Origin of the sequence: Methanoculleus frigidifontis (genome assembly GCF_030464345.1) — an archaeon.
Taxonomy (GTDB): Archaea; Halobacteriota; Methanomicrobia; order Methanomicrobiales; family Methanoculleaceae; genus Methanoculleus_A; species Methanoculleus_A frigidifontis.
In genome coordinates this window covers 1-23877 of record NZ_VCYH01000015.1, presented here as the reverse complement: position 1 = coordinate 23877, position 23877 = coordinate 1, and the positions used below count along the sequence as shown (strand labels likewise).

Annotated in this window: 21 protein-coding genes, 1 tRNA gene and 1 pseudogene; 15 read left to right on the top strand and 8 right to left on the bottom strand. The window is 62.0% G+C overall.

The features are described 5' to 3' along the window. Nucleotides 1-6 precede the first annotated feature (6 nt). The 4 genes from cofD to FGU65_RS15015 form a co-directional block, all read right to left on the bottom strand. Complete coding sequence (gene cofD, locus FGU65_RS15030; protein ID WP_301665320.1) at nt 7-906, bottom strand: 2-phospho-L-lactate transferase; 900 nt, start codon at nt 904-906, stop codon at nt 7-9. A gap of 122 nt (nt 907-1028) precedes the next feature. Continuing rightward, nucleotides 1029-1937, bottom strand: a complete 909-nt coding sequence (locus FGU65_RS15025) for a 2-phospho-L-lactate transferase CofD family protein (protein ID WP_301665319.1) — start codon at nt 1935-1937, stop codon at nt 1029-1031. A 60-nt stretch (nt 1938-1997) separates the two neighbouring features. After that, complete coding sequence (locus FGU65_RS15020) at nt 1998-2360, bottom strand: hypothetical protein (protein ID WP_301665318.1); 363 nt, start codon at nt 2358-2360, stop codon at nt 1998-2000. A gap of 6 nt (nt 2361-2366) precedes the next feature. After that, nucleotides 2367-2684: a hypothetical protein gene (locus FGU65_RS15015; protein ID WP_301665317.1), complete on the bottom strand. Its 318-nt coding sequence runs from the start codon at nt 2682-2684 to the stop codon at nt 2367-2369. Between the two features lie 164 nt (nt 2685-2848). On the opposite strand from FGU65_RS15015, the gene FGU65_RS15010 reads away from it, so the two are divergent. The 5 genes from FGU65_RS15010 (at nt 2849) to FGU65_RS14990 (ending at nt 7376) form a co-directional block, all read left to right on the top strand. Then, complete coding sequence (locus FGU65_RS15010; RefSeq protein ID WP_301665316.1) at nt 2849-4057, top strand: HD domain-containing protein; 1209 nt, start codon at nt 2849-2851, stop codon at nt 4055-4057. 13 nt (nt 4058-4070) lie between these two features. Further along, nucleotides 4071-4625 carry a UbiX family flavin prenyltransferase gene (locus tag FGU65_RS15005; RefSeq protein ID WP_301665315.1) on the top strand — a complete coding sequence of 185 codons (555 nt, stop codon included), beginning with the start codon at nt 4071-4073 and terminating at the stop codon, nt 4623-4625. Next, complete coding sequence (locus FGU65_RS15000) at nt 4618-5859, top strand: UbiD family decarboxylase (RefSeq protein WP_301665314.1); 1242 nt, start codon at nt 4618-4620, stop codon at nt 5857-5859. The genes FGU65_RS15005 and FGU65_RS15000 overlap by 8 nt, the downstream gene beginning before the upstream one ends. A 4-nt stretch (nt 5860-5863) precedes the next feature. Continuing rightward, a complete protein-coding gene (locus FGU65_RS14995; protein ID WP_301665313.1) occupies nt 5864-7027 on the top strand; it encodes an aconitase X in 1164 nt (387 codons plus the stop codon). A gap of 79 nt (nt 7028-7106) precedes the next feature. Then, nucleotides 7107-7376 carry a HEAT repeat domain-containing protein gene (locus FGU65_RS14990; RefSeq protein WP_301665312.1) on the top strand — a complete coding sequence of 90 codons (270 nt, stop codon included), beginning with the start codon at nt 7107-7109 and terminating at the stop codon, nt 7374-7376. Nucleotides 7377-7386: 10 nt separating this feature from the next. Here the strand turns inward: FGU65_RS14990 and FGU65_RS14985 are convergent, their stop codons facing one another. Then, nucleotides 7387-8166 (bottom strand): LolA family protein, encoded by a 780-nt coding sequence (locus FGU65_RS14985; protein WP_301665311.1) that lies wholly within the window; start codon nt 8164-8166, stop codon nt 7387-7389. Nucleotides 8167-8273: 107 nt separating this feature from the next. Between FGU65_RS14985 and FGU65_RS14980 the strand changes: the two genes are divergently transcribed. Continuing rightward, complete coding sequence (locus FGU65_RS14980; protein ID WP_301665310.1) at nt 8274-8558, top strand: HEAT repeat domain-containing protein; 285 nt, start codon at nt 8274-8276, stop codon at nt 8556-8558. A 3-nt stretch (nt 8559-8561) separates the two neighbouring features. Here FGU65_RS14980 and FGU65_RS14975 read toward each other — a convergent pair whose 3' ends face one another. Continuing rightward, on the bottom strand, nt 8562-9617 hold the full coding sequence (locus tag FGU65_RS14975; RefSeq protein WP_367652393.1) for an ArsB/NhaD family transporter: 1056 nt from the start codon (nt 9615-9617) through the stop codon (nt 8562-8564). Nucleotides 9618-9651: 34 nt separating this feature from the next. Further along, nucleotides 9652-9753: pseudogene (locus FGU65_RS15945) on the bottom strand (hypothetical protein); the annotation flags it as partial. 362 nt (nt 9754-10115) lie between these two features. Between FGU65_RS15945 and FGU65_RS14970 the strand changes: the two are divergent. Then, complete coding sequence (locus FGU65_RS14970) at nt 10116-10667, top strand: type 1 glutamine amidotransferase domain-containing protein (RefSeq protein WP_301665309.1); 552 nt, start codon at nt 10116-10118, stop codon at nt 10665-10667. Nucleotides 10668-10705: 38 nt separating this feature from the next. Here the strand turns inward: FGU65_RS14970 and FGU65_RS14965 are convergent, their stop codons facing one another. Then, nucleotides 10706-10897, bottom strand: coding sequence for a hypothetical protein (locus FGU65_RS14965; protein ID WP_301665308.1), 192 nt, complete (start codon nt 10895-10897; stop codon nt 10706-10708). Nucleotides 10898-11053: 156 nt separating this feature from the next. Between FGU65_RS14965 and FGU65_RS14960 the strand changes: the two genes are divergently transcribed. The 8 genes from FGU65_RS14960 (at nt 11054) to FGU65_RS14925 (ending at nt 23642) form a co-directional block, all read left to right on the top strand. Next, entirely contained in the window at nt 11054-12322 is a 1269-nt protein-coding gene (locus FGU65_RS14960; RefSeq protein WP_301665307.1) for a HEAT repeat domain-containing protein, read from the top strand. 26 nt (nt 12323-12348) lie between these two features. Then, nucleotides 12349-12873 carry a HEAT repeat domain-containing protein gene (locus FGU65_RS14955; RefSeq protein WP_301665306.1) on the top strand — a complete coding sequence of 175 codons (525 nt, stop codon included), beginning with the start codon at nt 12349-12351 and terminating at the stop codon, nt 12871-12873. 66 nt (nt 12874-12939) lie between these two features. After that, nucleotides 12940-16800: a DNA-directed DNA polymerase II large subunit gene (locus FGU65_RS14950; RefSeq protein ID WP_301665305.1), complete on the top strand. Its 3861-nt coding sequence runs from the start codon at nt 12940-12942 to the stop codon at nt 16798-16800. Nucleotides 16801-17403: 603 nt separating this feature from the next. Continuing rightward, on the top strand, nt 17404-17679 hold the full coding sequence (locus FGU65_RS14945) for a pro-sigmaK processing inhibitor BofA family protein (protein WP_301665304.1): 276 nt from the start codon (nt 17404-17406) through the stop codon (nt 17677-17679). Between the two features lie 150 nt (nt 17680-17829). Further along, nucleotides 17830-17912 (top strand) — tRNA-Leu (locus tag FGU65_RS14940). Between the two features lie 195 nt (nt 17913-18107). Continuing rightward, nucleotides 18108-20780 (top strand): type I restriction endonuclease subunit R, encoded by a 2673-nt coding sequence (locus FGU65_RS14935; protein ID WP_301665303.1) that lies wholly within the window; start codon nt 18108-18110, stop codon nt 20778-20780. Further along, nucleotides 20777-22201, top strand: coding sequence for a class I SAM-dependent DNA methyltransferase (locus FGU65_RS14930; RefSeq protein ID WP_301665302.1), 1425 nt, complete (start codon nt 20777-20779; stop codon nt 22199-22201). Before FGU65_RS14935 ends, FGU65_RS14930 begins: the two co-directional genes overlap by 4 nt. Continuing rightward, a complete protein-coding gene (locus FGU65_RS14925) occupies nt 22185-23642 on the top strand; it encodes a restriction endonuclease subunit S (protein WP_301665301.1) in 1458 nt (485 codons plus the stop codon). The genes FGU65_RS14930 and FGU65_RS14925 overlap by 17 nt, the downstream gene beginning before the upstream one ends. The last annotated feature ends 235 nt before the right edge of the window (nt 23643-23877 follow it).

Genomic DNA, 23877 nt, shown 5'->3' with positions numbered 1-23877 from the left:
CCGGGGTCACCGGGCCAGGAGCGCCATGAGGTTCTTTGCAAGGTGCAGGCTCTTGCCCCGGTTGATCATCAGGGTATCGAGACGGAGAGTGCCATCGATCTCCACCGGATCGCGGACGTCCTGCACGAAAATGTCAAGGAAGTCCTCGTAGAGGCGGAACGTCCCTGCAGAGGTCGGTTCCAACCCGAACGCACGCATCAGCGCCGCAGCCGGGCCGCTCACCGGGGTGTCGCCAATGAACGGGCTGATCGCTATCACACGCTGTTTTTTGAGCGCCTCGCGGACGCCGGCGCACTCCAGGATCGGGGAGACGCTGGTCACGGGGTTTGAGGGGCCGATGATGACCGCGTCGCTCTCCTCGATGGCGGAGAGAACCTCCGGCGTCGCCTCCGGCGCATCCCGGCAGACCCGCTCGACGCCGGATATCTCCACCGAGCCCCGGTGCTTCACCCAGTACTCCTGAAAGTGCATCTGCGCATCGGCGGTGCGGACGTAGGTCGTCACCTCCGCGTCGGTCATCGGCAGGACGGTCGCCCGCAGACCGAGCCGTCTGCAGAGCACCCGCGTCGACGCCGTCAGGGTCATGCCAGAGCGGAGCATCTCGCCGCGGGCCGCATGCACCGCCCGGTCGCGGTCGCCGACGGCAATGAACTCCTCGATCCCGAGTTTCTGCAAAAAATCGTGCGTGATATAGGTATCGTCCCGGATCCCCCACCACTTCGCCGTGTCGAGGAGCCCGGCGAAGAGATAGATCACCGTGTCCACGTCGGGTGAGAGATGGTTTCCCGTGAGCCACATATCCTCGGCGGTGTTGACGATCACGCTGATCTCGCGTTCGTCCAGGATCTCCTGGAACCCGCGGAGCAGCTTCGGCGTTCCCGTCCCGCCCGAGAGGAACGTAATCATGCAATCATAGGGGTGCATGGCGGGCCTATATGAACGTTACCAAATTGCATACCGGAGGCTACACACCGGAAACCGGAAAATATTCCTCAAAATAGCCTTTTCGCGTCGATACGGCGATTCCCTCACGAAACGGCCTTTCGGATAACCGCCATGAGATCCCAGGCGAGCGCATCCAGATTTCTGCCCCGCCAGAGCCGGGTATCGAGGCGCAGCGCACCCTCGACGACGTCCGGGTCGCGGAGGTCCTGGACAAAGATATCCGCGACGTCCTGGTAGAGAGAATAGACGCCGGACGCTGTCGGTTCAACGCCTGCGGCACGCATCAGTGCCGTATCCACGGGGCTCACCGGTTTGTCGGCCCGGAACGGGGAGACCGCGATAACGAGCTGCCCGTCGAGCGTCTCGCGGACGCCGGCACAGTCCAGGATCGGCAGGATGCCCTGCACCGGGTGGGACGGCCCGATGATGACGGCATCGGCCGCCGCGATCGCGCCCAGCACCTCAGGCGTCGCCGCCGGCTCCTCTTCGCCGGCACGCAGGATCCGCCGGATCGCCGGATCGGCAGGTGCTGCCCTGCAGTACTCCAGGATATGCATGGCACCTTCGCCGGTCTCGACGAAGGTGGTGATGCCGGTATCGGTCATCGGAAGAATCGTCGCCTCGATGCCGAAGGCGGACGCCTGCCGGCGGGCCGCCTCCGTCGCCGTCACTCCGCTCCGCAGCATCTCGCCGCGGGCGATCTGCACCGCACGCTCTTTGTCCCCGATCTCGAGCCACTCCTCCCCGGCGGCTCTCTTCAGGTATCGGTGTGTCGAGAAGGTATCTCCCCCGATCCCCTGCCAGGTGCCGGTGTTCAGGATGCCGGCAAAGAGGTAGAGGAGTGTTTCGAGATCGGGAGCATGGTAGCCGCCGCTGATCCAGAGATCGTCGGCGGTGTTGGCAACGACGGCGATCTCGCCGTCATAGAGGATCTGCCGGACGCTCTGAACCAGCCGCGGCGTTCCCGCCCCGCCCGAGAGGAAGGTGATCATGCTTCAGAAGTGGTGGGCGCTCTGAGGTGAAGAAGGTTGATCGGGCCTCCCGCCGTGCGGTCACGCAACCGACAGTGCAGCTTTGGGCTCTTTCTCGGTAACCTGCACGTGGAGTGCGTCCTCGGGCAACTTGACGATCTTCGTCACCGTTGTTGTCGTCGCTTCGACCTCGTACCCGGTCTCCCCCCGTTCTGCCGTATACCCTTTCCGTGGGTTTTCGTACGTCACCCGGATCCCGTACGTCCGGTTGCCCATCCGGTTCTCGAAATAGTCCGGCCCTTCCGTCTTTTTCAGGTCGCCGGGGACATAGAACCGTTTCGCCTTATCCACCGGCTCTCTGGTCCTGCTGCTTGGAACCTCGTAGGTTATCCAGTATGTCCGGGTCTCTCCTGCATACTTCGCGGTCGTCTCCGTATACGCCATAGCCGGTCACCCCACGTAGTCGGGCTTCTCACCGACGGAATACGCATCGCCGCCGTGCCGGTTGCTGTTTGCAACCTCAGTGGTCTTTTCGTACTCTTCCCACGCCCGTCTCTGTGCCTCGTCCAGCGATCCCATCTCCCGGAACTTCTCTGCAAGACCCGTCGGGTTGTCCGGCGCAAGCAGGACGACAAGGTACCTGCTCCTCCGCTTCAGCTCGGTCACCCTGTCGCGTGAACCGGCGCTTCGGATCTCCTGGCGGATCGTCTCGTTGATCGCTGCGATGTCGTCGACATCGTTCACTTCGCGGTAGATCTGTTCTGCCATACCGTTCACCGGGCTCCGGTTCCGCACCGGAGAGCCATAAAATTACCGGCGATTCCACCCCGTCGGAGGTGACCGCGATCGACGGATAGAACGCCCGGGAACGGCAGACCGGAGGCGGGAGAAACTAATTAATGCACAGTCGGCGAACTTTCAACAGAAAACCGATGAAGATTATCAAGGACCCGGTGCACGGATATGTGGAGGTGGACGCTCTTGCTCTTCGCCTGCTGGACTCACAGCGGGTTCAGCGCCTCCGCCACGTCTCCCAGCTCGGGTTCGCCAATCTCGTCTACCCCGGAGCGAACCACACCCGCTTCGAACACTCGCTCGGGACGATGCACCTTGCTTCCATGATATCCCGGCAGCTCGGCCTGTACCAGAACGAAATACAGATCGTCACGGCAGCAGCGCTTCTCCATGACATCGGCCACGGCCCGTTCTCCCACGTCATCGAACCGGTCATGGAGGCATGCACCGGCAGGCGGCACCACGAGATCGCCGACCTTGTCAGGGCGGGGCCCGTCGCCGGGATCCTGGAGGGCGAGGGGATCAGCCCTGCCGAGGTCTACGCCATCATCAGCGGGCGCCACCGGCTTGCCGGGATCATCCACGGCAGCCTCGACGTCGACCGGATGGACTACCTGATGCGGGATGCGCATTATACCGGCGCTCCCTACGGGACGGTCGACGCACAGCGCCTGATCCGGAGCATTCTCCTCACCGATTCAGGGATCGGGATCGAGGAGAGCGGCATCAACGCCGCGGAGTCGCTCCTGATCGCCCGGACACTGATGCGGCCGGCCGTCTACTTCCATCACGTCAGCAGGATTGCCACCAGCATGTTCGTTCTCGCCGCGACCGAGCACCTGCAGCACGTCCCGGGCGCCGACGCCGCGGCGATGATGCGGATGGACGACGCCGCCTGCATGCAGACGCTCCTGGCATCGCCGCACCCGGTCACCCGGAGCCTTGCCGAAGGCGTCTACAACCGCCGGCTCTACAAACGGGCGCTCTACGTCGGCGAGGGGCGCGTGAACCTGACATCCGCCGTCAGCGGCCTCGACCTTGCAAAGGAGCGAAGCCTCGCCCGGGAGATCGCCGGGGCGGCAGGGGTCGAGGAGTGGCAGGTGCTCGTGGATATCCCCCCGCTGCCCGGGGAGATGTCGATGGAGGTCCGGGTCCGGAGCAGCCACACCATGGTGGAGATCGAGGAGGTCTCCCCGCTGATCAACACCTTAAACGACACCCGGCGGCAGCAGTGGCGGCTCGGGGTCTATACCCTGCCGGAGCACCGGACGACCGTCGAGGCGGCGGCGATAGAGGTGCTCCGGGTGAAGAAGCCGACGAAACAGGACAAACTGGTTTTTACCTGACATGTGAGGAACTATGACGAAAGAATATGTGATCGGGGTCACGGGAGCAAGCGGTGTTGTCTACGCCCGGCGGATCCTCGAGGTGCTCTGCGAGAAGGCGACCGTCCATATCGTCATCTCAGAGGTCGGCCAGCAGATCGCCGACCTCGAGAAGGTCGGCCTCGACGGGTTCGACGCGATCTATGCGGAGAACAGCGACCTCGCCGCAGACATCGCCAGCGGGTCGTTTTGCTACGACGGCATGGCGATCGTGCCCTGCAGCATGAAGACGCTCGCCGCCGTCAGCAACGGATTTGCAGACAACCTGATCACCCGTGCAGCGGACGTCTGCTTAAAAGAGCGGCGGCGGTGCATCCTGGTGCTGCGGGAGATGCCGCTCTCGCGGATACACTTAACGAACATGCTGCGTGCGGACGAGGCGGGAGCGACGGTCATGGTGGCCAGCCCGCCGTTCTACCACAACCCGGCGACGATCGACGACCTGGTGGACATGGTCGCCGCACGGGTGCTCGACCACCTGGGCGTCGAGCACGCGCTCGGCACACGATGGAGCGGATACGATGCGTGAATTTATCGAGATGATGCGACAGAAGGGGCGGGTCGAAGATATCCGCGAGCCGTGCTCGACGGTCTTCGACGCCCCGAAGCGATCGAAGGCGAGCGATAGGATACTCTTCTTCCACGACCTGGAGGGGCACCGGGCGGTGATGAACCTGATGGCCGACCGGTCGGCCCTGGCGGCGGCGCTCGGCGTCGGGGAGCGGCGGCTCGTCCCGCACCTGGCGGGTGCGGCCTATGCGGGAGATGTGGTCGACGCAGGAGCGCTTGCAGACCCGCAGCCGGCAGACCTCTCGCGCATTCCGATCATGAAGCACTTCCCCGGGGACGCAGGCCGCTACATCACCTCCGGGATCGTCTTCTCCCGCGCCGGCGATATGGAGAACGCCTCCATCCACCGGATGATGGTGCTCGACGAAAAGCGCGTGGCCGCCCGCCTGGTGGAGGGGCGCCACACCCACACGATGCTCAAAGAAGCCCTCGCCCGGGGCGAGAAGCTGCCGGTTGCGGTCACGATCGGCACCCACCCCCTGGTGACCTTCGCGGCCTGCACCCGCGTTCCGCAGGGAAAAGAGCTCGCCTACGCCGCAGAACTGCTGGGCGGCACCCTTGCGGTCCGGGAGTGTGCAAACGGCGTCCTGGTTCCCGACGCCGAGATCGTGCTCGAAGGATACATCGGTGCGGAGCGTGCCGCCGAAGGGCCGTTCGTCGACATCACCGGCACCTACGACCCCGTGCGGCAGGAGCCGGTGATCGAATTCACCCATATGTACTGCAAACCCGACCCGATCTACCACGGGATCCTTCCCGCCGGCGACGAGCACAAGCTCCTGATGGGAGCGCCGTACGAGCCGAAGATCTACCGGGCGGTCGGCGAGGTGACCGGCGTTTGCGATGTCCTCCTCACCAAAGGGGGAGCCGGCTACCTCCACGCCGTCGTCAAGATCCGGAAAAACACGCAGGGCGATGCGAAGAACGCCATCATGGCCGCCTTCGCGGCGCACACCTCGCTCAAGCACGTGGTGATCGTGGACGAGGACATCGATATCCACGACCCGACCGACGTCGAGTTCGCCATCGCGACCCGGGTGCGGGGGGATACCGATATCATGGTGATCACCGGCGTGCGGGGCTCGTCCCTCGACCCGACCCGGCTCGGCGACGGCACGAACGTGAAGGTCGGCGTCGACGCCACGATGGTGATGGGCAAAGAAGACGAGTTTGTGCGGGCAGGATGGGAGTGAAACGATGTACCTTGACGCAGAAGACGAGAACGTGCTGGCCGGCGAGTTCGGCGAGACCCGGCAGAAGATGATGGAGATCCTGGTCGCTCTCGGCCGGGTCTACGACGCCGAGAAACTGGTGCCGATCGCGAGTGCGCAGGTGAGCGGCGCGTCCTACAAGACGATCGGAAAATGGGGGCTGCACTGGCTCTCCACGATGAACGCCCGGGTGGCGGTGCCGGCGGTCTTAAACCCCATCGGAATGCCCCGGGACGAGTGGCGGGAGCTCGACGGGATCACCCCGGAGTTTGCCCACCAGCAGGAGGAGGTGCTCGCCGCGTACCGCAGGCTCGGGATCAAACTGGAGTGCACCTGCACGCCCTACTACCTCCAGCGGACCGAGTACGGCGAACACCTGGCGTGGTCCGAGTCGAGCGCGGTCTGTTACGCAAATTCGGTGATCGGGGCGCGGACGAACCGGGAGGGCGGCCCGAGCGCCCTTGCCGCGGCGATCGTCGGCAAGACGCCCTTCTACGGGCTGCACATTGTCGAGAACCGCCGGCCGGGCGTCGTCGTCGAGGTCGAGGCGGGCGACGCGCCCCACGCCGATCACTACGGCGCCATCGGCTACCTGGCGGGGCGCGAGGTCGGCAACCGGATACCGATCTTCACCGGCATCCGGCCGGGCCGCGACCAGCTCAAGGCGCTCGGGGCGGCGATGGCGGCAAGCGGCGCGGTCGCCCTCTTCCACGTGGATAAGATTACGCCGGAGACGCGGGTCTTTCATTTCGAGACAGAAAGCCTTGAGCGGATAACCGTCGGGCAGCAGGATATCGAAGACCTCTTCGCAGCGCTGGACGTGGACGCGGTCGCCATCGGCTGCCCCCACTGCTCGCCGGACGAGCTCCGGGAGGTCGCCAACCTCCTCCGGGACAAGCAGACGACAAAACCGCTCCTCGTCTTCGTCGCACGGGCGGTCGCCCGGGAGAACCCGGACCTCGTCGGCGCCATCGAGCGGAGCGGCGCAAAAGTCGTCCCCGACACCTGCATGGTCGTCTCGCCGGCGATGGACCGCTACCGGGCTATTATGGTCGACTCCGGCAAGGCCTTCGCCTATGTCCCCGGGATGTGCGGGGCGCTCGCCCGTATCGGGACGCGGAAAGAGTGCATCGACGTCGCGACGTCGTAGCCCCGCACCCCGCCCTCTCTTCTCTCTTTCTGCCTGCAGCAATATTCATATGCACCCGCGGGAATAGACCGCACGAGATATGCCACGGACGGATGTTGCCGCCATGCAGCGGAAGAGAGACGTGGAGGGGCTGATCCGGGCACTTGCCGACCCCTCGGAGACCGTGCGGGCGGCCGCGGCGACGGCGCTCGGGGCGGTCGGGGACAGCCGGGCGGCGGAGCCCCTGAAGCATGCAAAGTTTTCTGATGGAAGTCCGGACGTCCGCAGGGCGGCCTCGGCAGCCCATACCTGGCTCGTCACACGGCTGCAGGCAGAGCGGATGCTGAAGGGCGGCCGGTACGCCCCGTGATAGCCGGAACCTAGAGGGGGAAGGTGAGCGGGATGAGCGGCGCCTCTCCCGCCTCCTCCGGCGGCACGAACGTGAACGTGCTGTCGGGAATCCCCGGGTTGACGGCGATGTTTGCGTACTCGGCCGAGAGGAGACAGTCCCCGGAACCGTCCGCGAAGTCCACCCGGTCGACCATCCAGGTGGAGGTATCGATCCACGCCCGCATCAGGGCAAACTCCCGGCCGGTATACCGGCACGGGTTGTCCGGCGCCGCCTCGACGACGTGCGCCCTGCTGCCGTTCACCCCCTCCACCCCGCGATACGCGATCGCATTCTCCGCCACGACCCGGGCAACGACCCGCTGGTAATCCTCGTGGAGAAGAGCCGTGCAGATCTCGCCGGTTGCGGGCACCTGCTCCACCGCCCCGGTTCCGGGCGTGTAGCGCCAGAGCACGCTCCCGTTGCAGACTTCTATCCTCTCGGGCAGACCCGCCTCGTCGAGATGTTCGCGGCGGTACCTGCACGGCGCCTTCGCCGTCACGACGGTCTGCCCGTCCCGCACTCCCGCAGGTCCGGTCATCTGCAGCGTTGCCGAGTACTCGCGGACGCTCTCCTGGTGAGCAAGATACTCCCGCCTGATGTCGCCCGCCGTCATCTCCTGGTTCCCGAGCTCCATGCACCCGGCGAGCGGCACCACAAGCAGAAGCAGGAGCAGCGCAGAGAGGACGGCCGGCTTCATGGCCGCCTTTCTGGCGCCCACGCCGGGACGGCGGCGGTGCTGCCCGGACCTGCGCACCTGCGGATCCGACATAGGCGTGGGTGTAGGGTGGCGAGATGCTAATACCTTACTGCCCGACGGGAAGGAATCCTTAAATACTGTGCACGGGAGCAGATGCCCTGCAGAGGGAGAAGAGAACGATGACGGACCGGGATGATGTCGACAGGATGCGTGATGAGCGGGACGTTGAGGGGCTGATCCGGGCGCTCGGCGACGACGACGAGTTTGTCAGGGCAGAGGCCGCGCTTTCGCTCGGTGCAATCGCCGATCCGGCGGCAAAAGAGCCGCTCGACCGGCTCCGGTCGGAAGATGCGAGCGCGTCCGTCCGGGAGGCCGCAGAGACCGCCTACCGGTGGGTCGCCGGCAGGCTCGCGGAGGTGGAGGCGACGAAGGGCACGCCCACAAGCCCGCCGCCGCAGAGGTAAGGGTCACGGGAACGCGAACATAAGCCAGAGGATCCCGGTGCCGATCCCCACGGTGATGACCAGGATCAGCATGCCGATCTTCAGAAACTCCATGAACGTGATGAGCGTTCCTTCCCGTGAGGCGATCCCGAGCACCACGACGTTTGCAGACGCGCCTATCGCCGACCCGTTGCCGCCGAGGCACGCTCCGAGCGAGAGCGCCCACCAGAGGGGGTAGATATCCATCGAACCGCCGAGGTCCTCGATCAGCGGGATCAGGGTGGCGGTCAGCGGAATATTGTCGACAAGGGCCGATGCAATGGCAGCGAACCAGGCGATGATGAGGATCGCCTCGCCCGTCGAGTGGACGGTGTTCACCACCATGTTCGCAATAACTGCAATCGTTCCGGTCTCAACGAGTGCTCCGACGACGACGAAGAGCCCGCCGAAGAAGAAGAGAGCGGGCCACTCGATCTTCTCGAAGATCGCCTCGGGGGATTCGCGGCTCCAGAAAAGGAGGAACGAGGCTCCAATGAGCGCGACGAGCGCCGGTTCGAGACCGAGCGCGTCGTGAATGAAGAACATGCCGACGACGAGCAGGATCGTGACGACGGATTTATTGAAGAGTACCCGGTCTCGGATAGCCGCATCTTCGTCAAGCGCTTCGAATGTCCGGGCGATGGCCGTCTGCCGGTCAGGGTCGACGCGGAGCACCCGGCCGTAGACGAGAATGAGCACGCCGATGACGACGACCAGATTGATCGCCATGATCGGGCCGAGCGTGATCAAAAACTCGTTGAACGAGAGGCCCGCTGCAGAGCCGATCATGATATTCGGCGGGTCGCCGATGAGCGTGGCCGCTCCGCCGATGTTGGATGCAAATATCTCGGTGATGATAAACGGAACCGGGTTTATCTCCATCGCCTCGGCGATGTAGAGCAGCATCGGCGTGAGCAGGAGCACCGTCGTGACGTTGTCCAGGAACGCGCTGACGAGGGCGGTGACGATTGCAAAGAGGATCAGGGCACGCAGCGGGCTGCCGCCGGCCTTTTTTTGCCGTAATGATGCCGATATACTCAAAGAGACCGCTGTTCCTCGCGGTGTTCACGATGATCATCATCCCCATCAGGAAAAAGATGGTGCCGAGGTCGATGTACTCGGGGATCATCTCCCAAGGGACGATCTGCAGGAGCACGATGACGGAAGCCCCGAGCATCGCCGCGACCGCCCGGTGGATCCGCTCGTCGATGATGAGGGCGTAGGTGAAGAGGAAGACCGCAATCGCGATCAGTTCGGGAGCGTTCATGTCCGCCCTCCCCGAGCCGGTACACCGGAGATCAGGGCAGGCGTCGCTGATGCAGTGGCAGAGAGAAGAGAGAGAACCATACTGTTCGCCGAAGTCGTCTGTATTCAGAGAAGAGTGTAGGTTTACCCCGCGTTTCACGATATCGATCGTGCGGCGCAGGAACCCAAAGCAACGCCCCTGAATCGACGGAAAATGCCCGGGTCCGCCGCACCCGGAGCGGGCCTGCAATCCCCCGATACCTTTATCCGGTTTGCATGGGGTGGGAGAGACGTATGAGCAGAATTGCCGTTCTTATCACCGATGGGTTCGAGGACGTCGAGTACACAAAACCGGCAGGGGCGTTTGCGGACGCAGGCCACACGCTCGTCCACGTCGGGCTGCAGGCGGGCGAGACGGTTCGCGGAAAGCGGAGCGAGGCGTCGGTGCGGATCGACCGGGCTGCCGATGCCGCAGCGGTGGACGAGTTCGACGCTCTCTTCATCCCGGGAGGCTACTCGCCGGACAGACTGCGGGCTCACCCGGAGCCGGTGCGGTTTGCACAGCAGTTCCTGGAGAGCGGAAAGCCGGTCTTTGCGATCTGCCACGCGCCGCAGCTCTTCATCACGGCGCAGGCGCTCCGGGGCCGCCGCGTCACCGGGTGGCGATCGATCGTGCAGGACATCAAAAATGCAGGCGCCGAGTTCGTCGATGCGGAAGTCGTGGTGGACCGCAATCTCGTCTCCAGCAGGAACCCGGGCGACATTCCGGCGTTCATCGACGCGGCGCTGGAGATGCTCGAGACGTCGGGCGTCCGGATGGAGACGGCCGAGGCGCGTTCCCGGTGATACCGGTGGGGATAACCGTTATCCCCACACCTGCAGCATCACGCGTACGCTACCAGGCGGACACCGAGCTCCTCTTCGAGCTGCTTCACCCGGCGCAGGTTCTCGCTCGAGAGATCGGCAGCGGCAGGCGGTTTTTCATACGCCAGCAGGATCACGTCGATGTCTTTTTCCAGTCCGGCAACTTTCTTCACTTTTTCTTCCGGGAGATCCGCATACGTCAGGCATGTCATGGCAACACCAACCAGTCTTGATAGGCGGAGACCATATATGCCTTTCCTGCAGGCCTCGCAAATGTACTGGGCTTTATACAATTCCACCAGCACTCCGGACATCCGGCGCCGACACGCAAATGCTATTAAGACACCGCGTCCAGATCAGCAGTAGGCATGAGTACAGCAAACGCCGGGTGGAAAGCCTCCGAACGCGTCAAAATCGTCATCATCGTTCTGGTGACAGGGCTCTTCATCATCCTGGAGCTGCTCGTCCATTTTCTCTTCGGCATCGATATCGTCTACACCCACTTCTTCTACCCCCTGCTGATCCTCGTCGCATACTGGTACCACCGCAGTGCCGTCTATCTCGGGCTGTTCCTCGCCGCGGCACACATCGCCGTTGAATACCTGCAGGCGGGGGTGCTTGGCCCCGGCGTGGTGGTGCGCGCCGCAATGTTCATCGCCGTCGCCTATATTCTCGGCTACCTTTTCGAGCTCCTGGAACGGCGAAACGTCGATCTCCGGTCATACCTGGCCGGCTATGCCGACCGCCCCGCCGCTTCCGGCCGCCATCTCACCCCCGGCGAAGAGGGCGCCGGGCCCGCTCTGCAGCAGCGTGACATGCGGCGGCTGCTCGCCGGCCTGCAGAGCAGGGACCCCGATGTCAGATACCAGTCTGCGGAAGCGCTCGGCGAACAGGGCGACCCCTGCGCCGTAGAACTGCTCGCGGTTCTTCTTGCCGATGAGGAGAGCGGTGTGCGGTGGAAGGCGGCCGAAGCGCTCGGAAAACTCGGGCACCGGGCCGTCGAGCCCCTGACGCAGAGCCTCCGCGACCAGAGCGTCGACGTCCGGTGGATGGCGGCGATCGCCCTCGGGGAGATCGGCGATCCGCGAGCGATAGACCCGCTCATCGAGACACTCAAAGACCCCGACACCTATGTCCGGAGCAGAGCGGCGCTGGCGCTCGGGAAGATGGGCGATCCCGCCAGGGACGTCCTTGAGGTCGCCATCCGATCCGACGAGGAGGACCTGCGATGGGGTGCGGCGATGGCACTCGGGGAGATCGGGGGAGCGAGCGCCATACAGGCGCTCATCGGTGCCCTCGATGACCCAAGCCAGCACGTTCGACACCGGGCTGCCGGCGCCCTCGAGGAGATCGGCGATCCGGCGGTGCCGCACCTCATCGAAGCGTTTGCCGGGTGCAGTCCGTCGGTCTGCACAACCGTTGCCGAGACGCTCGGCTATATCGGCAAACCGGCGACCCGCCCCCTCATCGCTGCGCTGCACGACGAACGCCGGACTGTCCGGGCAGGCGCGGCCCGAGCTCTCGGCGAGGTCGCCGATCCGGGCGCGGTGGATGCCCTGATCGAAGCACTCGGCGACGAACAACCCGAGGTGACGGCCGCGGCACGGGCCGCGCTGAAGCATATCAAGAAGACATAATACCCCGGAGTGACGATGTGAACGACATGAGTGATGAAAAGCAGATCCGGGAAGCAGTCGAGACCCTGAAAACCGGCGATATGCATGCCAGGCGGGCGGCGACGGAGCTGCTCGGCTCTGCCGGGGAAGCGGCTGTAGAACCCCTGATCCGGGCGATGCTTGAGTCGGGCAACGATCTCCGCTGGTACGCCGCCCGGGCGCTGGTCCGGATAGGCAGCCCCTCGGTGCAGCCGCTCCTCCGGGCAATGCACGAGACCGGCGACCAGGACTTTCGCCGCTACGCGATGGCCGCCCTCGCCGAGATCGGGGAGGCTGCGGTCGACCCGCTCATCGAAGACCTCATCAGCGAGGATGAGGAGCTCCGCCCCTACGTAGTGACGGCGCTCTGCGCAATCGGGGAGCCGGCCGTCGAGCCGCTCACCGAGATTATGAAGGAGCATCCCGACCGGAAGATCCAGACGTGTGCGGCGCTGCTGCTCTGGAAGATGGGAGAGCCGGGGGCAGCGCCCCTGACCGAGGCGCTGCAGGAAGAACGGTCACGGACGCCCTGACCCGCCCAGCGCCCTCTCCCGGCGTGATTCCCAAATGATAAATCGATAGATGCCCATCAGAATGATATGGAGTTCTCACCTGCGCTGGGGGTCTACTTCGATCGGCTCGATGCCGGGCTGAAAGCAGCCATGGCGGTTGCCAGAGCCGCCCGTTCCCGCGGCCTCGACCCCGCCACGGAGCCGGAGATCCCCGTCGCCAGCGACCTTGCGGACCGCGTGGAGGCGCTCCTCGGCTACACGGGGATTGCCGCCCGCCTGCGCGAACTGGAGCAGCAGATGTCGCGTGAAGAGGTGGCGCTCAAGATCGGCGACGATTTTGCCCGGAAGGAGTTTGGTGAGACGACGACGGAGGAGATCCTCGACCATGCCATCAGGGCGTCGATGGCGCTGCTGACGGAGGGCGTCGTGGCCGCCCCGACCGAGGGGATCGGGAAGGTGGCGCTCGGCAAGAACGACGACGGGACCGAGTACCTCAAGATCTACTATGCCGGGCCTATCCGGAGCGCCGGCGGAACTGCCCAGGCGCTCTCGGTTCTCGTCGGCGACTACGTCCGGCAGGCTCTCGGCATCAACCGCTACATCCCCCGCCCCGAGGAGGTCGAGCGCTACATCGAGGAGATCCGGCAGTACAACAACATCATGAGCCTGCAGTACCTGCCGACCGAGAAGGAACTGCGCACGATCATCTCCAACTGCCCGGTCTGCATCGACGGCGAGCCGACGGAGCAGCAGGAGGTGAGCGGCTACCGGAACCTCGAGCGGGTGGAGACGAACACGGTGCGGGGCGGCATGGCGCTGGTCGTTGCGGAAGGGCTGGCGCTCAAGGCACCGAAAGTCTTGAAGAACGTCCGGAAGATGAAGATGGAGGGCTGGGACTGGCTCGAAGATCTCATCGGCGGGGTGACGACGAGCAGCGATGACGACGATAAAAAGGCCGCCGTCAAACCCAGGGACAAATACCTCCGCGATCTCATCGGCGGGCGGCCGGTCTTCTCCTACCCGATGCGGAAAGGGGGCTTTCGCCTCCGTTTCGGCAGGGCGCGAAACACCGGCTTCGCCGCCGCAGGGTTTCATCCCGCAACCCTGCACATCCTCGGCAATTTTCTCGCCGTCGGTACGCAGATGAAGGTCGAACGGCCTGGAAAGGCGGCAGGAGTCGTGCCGGTCGACACCATCCAGGGGCCGACTGTGCGGCTGAAGAGCGGGGAGGTCCTCCGGATAGACGACGCGAAGCAGGCACGGGAGCTTGGAGGGCAGGTGGAGGCGATCATCGATATCGGGGAGATCCTCATCAGTTACGGTGAGTTCCTCGAGAACAACCACCCGCTGATGCCGCCCTGCTACTGCGAGGAGTGGTGGCTGCAGGAGGGAGGGCCGAGCCACCCGGAGAGCGAGATGGAGGCGATCGAGTTCGCGCTCGACGGCGCCTACCTCCATCCCGACTATACCTATCTCTGGGACGACGTCACGCCGGGCGAGATCGCCCTTCTTGCCGACCGGATCGTCGAAGCAGGAGCGGTCGAGGACGGGGCGCTGACGGTTCCGAATACCCCGGAGGTCAAGGCGGTCTTGGAAGAGCTCCTCGTCTTCCACCACCTCAAGGACGACCGGATCGTTATCGCCGAGTACCTGGTGCTGCTGGCCTGCCTGGGGCTGACGATCCAGCTGAAACGGCGCGAGACATGGACGGACGCGCCTGCGGGCGACCCGCTTGCGCTGGTGATGCACCTCTCCGGGTTCAGACTCCGTTCCCGTGCCGGCACCCGCGTCGGCGGCAGGATGGGTCGGCCGGGCAAGTCCAAGGCGCGTGAGATGCGTCCGCCGCCCCACTCCCTCTTTCCGGTCGGCGATGCCGGGGGCTCTCGCCGGTCGTTCCAGGCGGCGATAGCCGCGAAACCCCGGTCGAACACCGACGGCGGGCTCATCGAGGCCGAGGTCGGTGAGCGCCGCTGCACCGCCTGCGGGAAGATGACGTATAAGAACCTCTGCGAATGCGGCAGCCACACCGTGCCGGTCTTCCGCTGCTCCCGGTGCGGCAGGGAGACGGCAGAGGAGTCCTGCCCCGCCTGCGGCGCGTCCACCGTCTGCCTCCAGAAGGTGACGGTGAATATCAAGACGGAGTTTGCGGCCGCGCTTGCACACCTCGGGATGCGTGAGAACGCCATCCCGCTACTGAAGGGCGTCAAGGGGCTGATCTCCCGCGACCGGCCGGTGGAGCCGATCGAGAAGGGAATCCTCCGCGCCAAACAAGACCTCTACGTCTTCAAGGACGGCACCTCGCGCTACGACATGATCGATCTCCCGCTCACCCATTTCCGGCCCGACGAGGTCGGCGTCTCCGTCGAGAAACTCCGTTCGACCGGGTATACGCACGACATCCACGGCGCCGAGCTCACCGAGCCCTCCCAGGTGCTCGAACTGCGCCACCAGGACATCCTGGTCTCGGAGGACTGCGGCGAATGGCTGATCCGGGGAGCGAACTTCATCGACGAACTCCTGGAGAAGGTCTACGGGCTTGAGCCGTTCTACAACGTGAAGACCAGGAGCGATCTCGTCGGCCACCTCGTTATGGGGCTCGCCCCCCACACGAGCGCCGGCGTCCTCGCACGGGTGATCGGGTTCACGAAGGCCGGTGTCGGCTACGGCCACCCCTTCTTCCACGCAGCGAAACGACGGAACTGTTTTGCGGGCGACACCGAGATCGAGGTCTTCGGCGAGGGCGGCGGAACGGTCGTGCCCATCCGGGACTTCGTCGTCGAGAACTTCGATATCAGCAGACCCGGCCTCGACCACCTCGGGACGTTCTACTCCGACCCCGTCCGGCCATTCTTTGTGCGGAGCATCGATTCTCAGGGGACGGTCAGGATGAAGAAGGTCACGTCGGTCTCGGTGCACCGCGCTCCCGCGCACCTGATCCGCTTTACGACAAAGCGGGGCAGGATCCTCTCGGTGACGCCGGAGCATACCATGCTCGTCTGGGACACGGACTATCTGAGAAAGATCACTGCGCAGGAGGTCGCGATCGGAGACCGCGTCCCGGTGCTCGAAGGGACGCTCCCGATCTGCGACGAGATCGCGGGCCGCGAGATCGTCAAAGCCCTCGACGACCGGGTCTACTGCCTGACGGTCGCCGAGACCCATACGCTCGTCGCCAACGGGATCTTCACCGGCCAGTGCGACGGCGACGAGGACTGCGTTATGCTGCTCCTCGACGGCCTGATCAACTTCTCGCGCTCGTACCTGCCGGAGACGCGGGGCGGGACGATGGATGCTCCCCTCGTCCTGACCACCCACCTCGATCCCGCCGAGGTCGACAAGGAGAGCCACAACGTCGACGTCTGCGACCACTACCCGCTGGAGTTCTACCTCGCGGCGCTGGACTACACCCACCCAAAAGACCTCGACAAACTCATCGACCGGGTGGAAAGAAGGCTCGGCACGCCCGCACAGCTTGAGGGGTTCTCCTACACCCATGCGACGAGCGACATCTCCGCAGGGCCGCTCGTCTCCACCTACACCATCCTCGGGACGATGCTCGAGAAACTCGAGGCGGAGCTGGACCTTGCCAAGATGATCCGGGCGGTGGATGCCGACGACGTCGCGGAACGGGTCTTGAACACCCATTTCATCCGCGACCTGATGGGGAACCTCAACGCGTTCTCGAAGCAGAAACTCCGGTGCACGAAGTGCAATGCGAAGTACCGCAGGATGCCGCTTGCAGGGAAATGTACGAAGTGCAAGGGGAACGTCATCGCCACCGTCCACGAGGGTTCGGTGAAGAAGTACCTCGCCGTCTCCCGGGAGATCTGCGAGGTCTACGCCATCTCCGAGTATACGAAACAGCGGGTGCGCGTCATCGATATGTCCATCGAGTCGACCTTCGGCACGCCGCCGGAGCAGCAGCTCGGCCTCGCGGATTTTATGTGAGGAAGAGAAGACGGGGACAATCCTTCCAAAAGACGCCCCGCGTTCTTCCCGGAAGGGAAGTGGAGATATGCCGGAACGCTGAATAGACCCGCGGGGACGTCTTTTCGCCCCCGATCTCCGGCGGGGCTCGGGGCAGCGGACGGGCGTCATCATGGGGGCGGCATCCGGCGTCCCGCCGGACGGAATTATGCCCGGCACCCCTCTGCCGATTCCGCCCCGCGTGGCGGAGAAGGGTCATGCAGGGTGCGTATCTCTCCGATCCGTGCGCGCACCGATTGGTTCGATATACTTGCAGACCGGACAGTACATGCCCACCGTGCCGTCAAGCCGCGTTACGGTAGTCCTCTCTCCGGTGCTCCGGCAGAGAGGGCATGCACTGTCATGGCGTAGCACGCCGCTCACACACCACCTCCTGCGCCCGAGGATTTATAATTATTTATCATGTAGATTCCGGGGAGCCGCATCTTCTCGCAAGAACCGTTCATTCCGAAACGGGGTACGGAGCGTCCATCCGCCGTGCCCCCGTATCTTCCGGAACTACATCATACCGAGAACGCCCCGCATGGCGCAACATTCAATACCTGCCGCGCCCTTGGAACTGGTATGAGTCTTCTTACCGGGCTTCTCGTCCTTATCCTGGTCATCATCGTCGCCGCCCTGCTGTTCCGGGTCTTCAAAAGCATCGTCGGGCTCGTCGTCAACGCCGTCGTCGGCATCATCCTGCTCTGGCTCATCAACCTCTTCAACCTGATGAGCCTCATCGGCCGTCCCGACATCCCGATAAACCTGATAACCATCCTGATCTGCGCGATAGGCGGCGTGCTCGGCGTGATCATCGTCGTCATCCTGCAGGCTATCGGGATACCGCTGGGCCTGTAGGCGACCGGCGGGGTCATCCCCGGCAGGGGTGCGGGCGGCAGACCCGCGGGCTCCCACCCTCCTGCCGCCAAGCTCATAACCCTATACCTCATATATTCTGTTGCACGTCTCTCTGGGGTACACAACCCTCTGTCCGTGTGCCCGCACAATGCGAGTGTTACCGAGCGGCCAAAGGTGATCGACTCAAGATCGATTCTCGTAGGAGTTCGCAGGTTCGAATCCTGCCACTCGCATCTGTTCTTAACAGGATCTTGATCCTGAAATGTTCCGGGGTGCCTGAGATACTCAGTTCAATGCACATAGATATTCGCTGATAGCTTCGAGCAATAGGAAATCGATTTCGTAATATTGATGTATGGTGCTGATCGAGTCACCTAATGACTTGAATTAGTTCTCAGTTTACTATCCGTCTACCGTGGGGCATATGCATGGAAGAGAGCGAACGTCAGACCCGCAAGCAGCGAATCGATCCGAAGCTGCTGGCTGCGGGCTGGAAAGTGGTTCCCTTTGACGAAAGGAAGGATCTCCCGGCATATGACCGATGCGCCATCACGGAGTATCCCACCACAAACGGTCCCGCGGATTATGCGCTCTGTGTGAACAGTTCCATCATCGGCGTTGTTGAGGCAAAGCGGCTCTCTCTCGGCCCGCAGAACGTGCTCACCCAGGCCGAACGGTATGCCCGCGGGATCACGGCAAACCCGTTCAACTTCGATGGGTTCCGTGCGCCGTTTCTCTATTCCACGAACGGCGAGGTCATCTGGCATCATGATGTCCGTCATTCTCTCAACCGCTCGCAGCAGGTTTCGGGATTCCATACGCCCGACGCCCTTCTCGAACGCCTGCCTGCTGATATCGATGCATCCTGCACGCAGTTCTTCCGTGTGCCGGACAATTCCCTGATGCGCCCGTATCAGCGGGAAGCCTGCGATGCCATCGGTGAGGCCATCTCCGATAAAAAGCGGGCAATGCTGGTTGCAATGGCGACCGGAACGGGTAAGACCTACACAATGGTCAACCTGATATACCGGCTCATGAAGGCGGGCGTGGCAAAGCGCATCCTCTTTCTCGTTGACCGGCGAGCACTCGCTGCGCAGGCTGTCCGGGCGTTTTCTTCCTTTGAGACCGAGCAGGGGCTGAAGTTCGACAAGACCTACGAGGTCTATAGCCAGCAGTTCCAGCGGGGCGACCTCGACGAAAACGAGCCGTATGATATCAACGTCCTGCCCGAGTCCTATCTCACCGATCCGCAGCCGGGGCACAGCTTCGTCTACGTCTCCACCATCCAGCGGATGACGATCAACCTCTTCGGAAACTCAGCCCGGTTCTCCTGTGATGAGGAGTCAGAAGACGATGCCAAGAAGATCGATATCCCCATTCATGCGTTCGACCTCATCATCGCGGATGAGTGTCACCGGGGCTATACAGCGCAGGAACTCTCGGTCTGGCGCAACACGCTCGACCACTTCGATGCAATAAAGATCGGGCTCACCGCGACTCCGGCCTCCCACACAATGGCCTATTTCAAGCACAAGGTGTACGAATACGGCTACGAACGGGCTGTTCGGGAGGGGTATCTGGTCGATTACGATATTGTGACTATCGAATCGGGGGTGCGGATGCGGGGCATCTTCCTGAACGAGGGAGAGGCCGTCGATCTGGTCGATCCGGTGACCGGACAGCGGACGCTTGATGTCCTCGAAGACGAGCGCGAGTTCCCTTCGGAGCAGATTGAGCGGAGCATTACGTCCATCGATTCCAACCGGAAGATCATCGAGGAGATCCAGCGGTATGCGCTGGAGCACGAAGAGCGGTATGGACGCTTTCCGAAGACGCTGATCTTTGCCGCCCAGGATGTGCCGCACATCTCGCACGCCGACCAGCTGGTCGAGACAGCCCGCGATGTCTTCGGGAGAGGCGATTCCTTTGTGCAGAAGATCACCGGGAAGGTTGACCGCCCGCTCCAGCACCTGCGTGAGTTCAGGAACCGGAAAGTGCCGGGGATTGTGGTCACGGTGGATCTGCTCTCGACGGGCGTGGACATTCCCGACCTTGAATACATTGTCTTTTTGAGATCGGTGAAGTCCCGTATCCTCTTTGAACAGATGATGGGACGCGGCACGCGGAAGGGAGAGCATCACCCCGACAAGTCCCATTTTGTGGTCTTCGACTGTTTCGGTGGGACGCTGCTGGACTACTTCAAGCAGGTGACCGGCATCACCGCAGAACCGCCCCAGAGGGAGACGAAGCCGATCACCCAGGTGATCGAGGAGATCTGGAACAACCGTGACCGGGAGTACAATACCCGCGTGCTGGTCAAGCGCCTCAACCGGATCGACAAGGAGATGTCGGGAGAGGCGCGGGATCTCTTCAGCGCGTTTGTCGAGAAGGGCGATCTTAAGAAGTTCGCCGTCAGTCTGGAGCGGCAGCTCCGGGACGATTTCACCGGGACGATGGAACTCCTCCGCAATCCCGATTTCCAGAATCTGTTGCAGAACTATCCGCGCCCACCGAAGAACTTCATCATCGATTACGGCACGCAGGATGAGGTGACCTCGACCTGGCTGGTGCGGGACGCTGCCGGGGAGGAGTACAAACCGGCGGATTATCTCACCCAGTTCTCCCGGTTTGTCCGGGAGAATCCCGAGAAGATCGAGGCGATCCGCATCCTCCTCGACCGCCCGCAGGAGTGGGGCACGGACGCACTCAGCGAGCTGAAACAGAAGCTTGCGGTCACCCCGCAGCGGTTCACCCCGGAGAACCTGGAGCGTGCGCACCGGGTGCAGTATCACAAGGCGCTGGTGGACATCATCTCGATGGTCAAACACGCAGCCCGGGAGGAGAACGAGCTCCTCACGGCTGAAGAGCGGATACTGCTGGCCTGCGAGAAGGTGACCGCCGGGAAGACCTTCACCGCCGAGCAGAAGGACTGGCTCAAACGTATCCGTGCACATTTAATCGAGAACCTCTCAATCGATAAGGAGGATTTTGAAACCATCCCCATCTTCACGGATCACGGCGGATGGGGCCGGGCAAACCGCGTCTTCAATAACCAACTTTCAGCGCTTATTCAGGAATTCAACGAGGCAGTTGCAGTATGAGCGATATCGTGCAGAAACTCTGGGGCTTTTGCCATACCTTACGGCATGAAGGGATCGATTACGGGGATTATATCGAACAGATCACCTATCTGCTGTTCCTGAAGATGTCCGATGAACGCGGGATCGATCTCCCGGAGAAATGCGACTGGCAGACGCTCAAGGAGCTTTCGGGCACGGAACTCACCGACCATTACACCGACACGCTCAGAACCCTTGGAAAGGCGGACGACCTTCTGGGGGATATCTTCGCCGGTGCCCTCTCCCGGTTTCATAACCCGGTGAGTCTCAAGAAGATCATCTCGCTGATCGATGAGACGGAGTGGACGGGGCTTGATATCGATGTCAAGGCAATGGCGTTCGAGGGGCTGCTCGAGAAGGCGGCGAGCGAGGGGAAAAAGGGTGCCGGGCAGTACTTCACTCCCCGCATCGTGATCCAGACGATTGTGCGGTGCATGAAACCCGATCCGCGGGGCAAGCGTGAGTTCTTCATCATGGACCCGGCGTGCGGGTCAGGCGGGTTTCTGGTCTGCGCCTACGAGTGGCTGAAGGCGGTGACCGCTGGCGGAGCCTTCGACCGGGATCTTGCAAAGCGTATTAAATCCAGCACCTACTTCGGGCAGGAGCTCGTCGAACGCCCGCGGCGGCTTGCCCTGATGAACCTCTACCTGCACGGCATCGAGCCGGAGATCGAACTGGGCGACTCGATCTACGAGGTGCCGGACGCGAGGCGGTTTGATGTGGTGCTCACAAACCCGCCGTTCGGGACGAAGGGGGCGAACCAGTCACCGGGGCGCGAGGACTTCACGATCGAGACCTCGAACAAGCAGCTCAACTTCATCCAGCATGTCATGACGATCCTCAAGCCCGGCGGACGGGCGGCGGTGGTAGTACCGGACAACGTGCTCTTTGCCGACGCGGCGGGGGAGGTCTTCAAGGTGCTCTGCGAGGACTGCGACCTCCACACCGTGATCCGGCTGCCGGATGGCACCTTCACCCCCTACTCCCCGGGCACGAAGACGAATGTGATCTTCTTCACGAAGGGCATCCCGACCGAGCATACCTGGGTGTACGACTGCCGCACCAACGTGCCGAAGATCACGAAGAAAGACCGCCCCCTCACGCGGGAGCACTTCGCTGAATTTGAGCGCTGTTTCGGGGACGACCCGAACGGTAGATCCCCCCGTGACCCGAAGGACTCCGAGGGCGACCGCTGGCACCGGTTCCACATCTCGGAGCTGAAGGAGCGGGACTACAAGATCGACTCCCTGAAGTGGCTGCGGGATGAGTCGCTGGAGAACGGTGAAGACCTTCCCCTGCCGGAGGAACTTGCGGCGGAGGCTATCGATGAGCTTGAGGCGGCGGTTGCAGAGCTGCAGGCGATTCTCGATCTGATGGGGAATGGGTATGCAGCAGAGGAGTGAGCTGCCGGAGGGGTGGGTTTCTGTTCCGTTAGGCGATTTGATTTCCCCATCAAGAGAAAAAATTGAACCTTCTGACACTCCTGATCTCAAGTATGTCGGATTAGAGCATATTGAAGCCAATACTTGCCGAATAATCAGTTCGGGTATTGCGAGTGATGCGAAAAGTACGAAAACGCGTTTTCGTATTGGGGATGTGCTCTATGGAAAATTACGACCCTACCTAAATAAGGTGTGTATTCCCGAATTTGAAGGCATCTGCTCCACCGATATTATTGTTTTCAATAAGCAGCCTAATTTGAATAATCGATATCTGATGCATTTTCTTTCGACACCAGAATTTGTTGATTATGCGAATAATAACATGTCAGGTGTCCAATTACCGAGAATTAGTTATCAAAAAATCTCAAGTTTTCGAATACCTCTTCCCCCTCTCGCCGAACAGCACCGCATCGTCGCCGCCATCGAGGCGCTCTTCGCCCGGCTGGACGCGGTGGAAGCCCGGCTTGATCGAGTGCCGTGCATCGTGCAGCAGTTCCGGGAGGCGGTACTTGCTGCTGCGTGTGATGGGCGGCTGACGGAGGATTGGCGAGAAGAACATTCTGAGGTTGAGGATGCGCATCGGCTGTTATTGGATATTGCAAGAAGCATTCAAAAAACAAATAGTTCAAGAAAATATCACAAAATTAATCCTGAAGAGCTAAGTGACATCCCAAAAACATGGAAATGGACTCAACTAGGTTGCTTATTAAATTTAACATCAGGCATCGCATTTAAAAAGAGTGAGTACTCTCAACAAGGAGTGAAATTGCTCCAAATAGCAAATGTTACTTTCGGTAAAATAATCTGGGAAAAACAAGCGTTCTTACCTGATAATTATGTTGAAAAATACCCCGATTTAGTACTAAAATCGGGGGATCTATTGATGGCATTAAATAGACCCCTCTTAGGAGACAATCTAAAAATAGCATTTCTTTCGGATGAAGATGAACCCGCAATATTGTACCAAAGAGTTGGACGATTTGACTTTTACTGCACCGATTTAAAAAAGTACATCTATACCTTTTTAAACTCTCCTTTGTTCATTGAAGAATTGAGAACAGATCTTAGAGGTGTTGATCAACCTTTCATAACAAAGCCAAACCTTCTTAGCAAAAAAATATCTCTCCCTCCCCTCCCCGAACAACACGAGATCGTCCGCCGCGTCGATGCCCTCCTCGCCCTCGCCGACCAGATTGAGGCCAAAGTTGCCGCCGCGAAAGAGCGCACCGAAGCCCTCCGGCAGTCCATCCTCGCTCAGGCGTTCTCCGGGCAGCTGGTGCCCACCGAGGCAGAGCTCGCCCGGCGGGAGGGGCGGGAGTATGAGCCGGCGGCGGTGCTGCTGGAGCGGATAACAGCAGAGCAGAATCATTTATCCGGGCGACGGGCGTCCTCTCCGATGTAGCCCCGGCGGCTCGAAGGATATGTTCAGGTTCACCTCCCGGAGGGGGCTGAATACGTACGTCAGAATACTTTCATCCCGCTCGGTGCAAATAATTATGGTCATACACACTATAGTTACTCGCTCAACAGCTTTGAAGCATACTTCGGACTCATAAATTTCTTCACCCATTTCTCCCAATAGGTTCTCTTCGTCGCCAGTTTCTCAAATGCCTGTGCAATCGTGGCAGTCATGTGCT

Excerpts from the sequence above, each read along its gene's own strand:
- cofD (WP_301665320.1), bottom strand. The coding sequence starts at position 906 with ATGATTACGTTCCTCTCGGGCGGGACGGGAACGCCGAAGCTGCTCCGC.
- FGU65_RS15025 (WP_301665319.1), bottom strand. The coding sequence starts at position 1,937 with ATGATCACCTTCCTCTCGGGCGGGGCGGGAACGCCGCGGCTGGTTCAG.
- FGU65_RS15020 (WP_301665318.1), bottom strand. The coding sequence starts at position 2,360 with ATGGCGTATACGGAGACGACCGCGAAGTATGCAGGAGAGACCCGGACA.
- FGU65_RS15015 (WP_301665317.1), bottom strand. The coding sequence starts at position 2,684 with ATGGCAGAACAGATCTACCGCGAAGTGAACGATGTCGACGACATCGCA.
- FGU65_RS15010 (WP_301665316.1), top strand. The coding sequence starts at position 2,849 with ATGAAGATTATCAAGGACCCGGTGCACGGATATGTGGAGGTGGACGCT.
- FGU65_RS15005 (WP_301665315.1), top strand. The coding sequence starts at position 4,071 with ATGACGAAAGAATATGTGATCGGGGTCACGGGAGCAAGCGGTGTTGTC.
- FGU65_RS15000 (WP_301665314.1), top strand. The coding sequence starts at position 4,618 with ATGCGTGAATTTATCGAGATGATGCGACAGAAGGGGCGGGTCGAAGAT.
- FGU65_RS14995 (WP_301665313.1), top strand. The coding sequence starts at position 5,864 with ATGTACCTTGACGCAGAAGACGAGAACGTGCTGGCCGGCGAGTTCGGC.
- FGU65_RS14990 (WP_301665312.1), top strand. The coding sequence starts at position 7,107 with ATGCCACGGACGGATGTTGCCGCCATGCAGCGGAAGAGAGACGTGGAG.
- FGU65_RS14985 (WP_301665311.1), bottom strand. The coding sequence starts at position 8,166 with ATGTCGGATCCGCAGGTGCGCAGGTCCGGGCAGCACCGCCGCCGTCCC.
- FGU65_RS14980 (WP_301665310.1), top strand. The coding sequence starts at position 8,274 with ATGACGGACCGGGATGATGTCGACAGGATGCGTGATGAGCGGGACGTT.
- FGU65_RS14970 (WP_301665309.1), top strand. The coding sequence starts at position 10,116 with ATGAGCAGAATTGCCGTTCTTATCACCGATGGGTTCGAGGACGTCGAG.
- FGU65_RS14965 (WP_301665308.1), bottom strand. The coding sequence starts at position 10,897 with ATGACATGCCTGACGTATGCGGATCTCCCGGAAGAAAAAGTGAAGAAA.
- FGU65_RS14960 (WP_301665307.1), top strand. The coding sequence starts at position 11,054 with ATGAGTACAGCAAACGCCGGGTGGAAAGCCTCCGAACGCGTCAAAATC.
- FGU65_RS14955 (WP_301665306.1), top strand. The coding sequence starts at position 12,349 with ATGAGTGATGAAAAGCAGATCCGGGAAGCAGTCGAGACCCTGAAAACC.
- FGU65_RS14950 (WP_301665305.1), top strand. The coding sequence starts at position 12,940 with ATGGAGTTCTCACCTGCGCTGGGGGTCTACTTCGATCGGCTCGATGCC.
- FGU65_RS14945 (WP_301665304.1), top strand. The coding sequence starts at position 17,404 with ATGAGTCTTCTTACCGGGCTTCTCGTCCTTATCCTGGTCATCATCGTC.
- FGU65_RS14935 (WP_301665303.1), top strand. The coding sequence starts at position 18,108 with ATGGAAGAGAGCGAACGTCAGACCCGCAAGCAGCGAATCGATCCGAAG.
- FGU65_RS14930 (WP_301665302.1), top strand. The coding sequence starts at position 20,777 with ATGAGCGATATCGTGCAGAAACTCTGGGGCTTTTGCCATACCTTACGG.
- FGU65_RS14925 (WP_301665301.1), top strand. The coding sequence starts at position 22,185 with ATGCAGCAGAGGAGTGAGCTGCCGGAGGGGTGGGTTTCTGTTCCGTTA.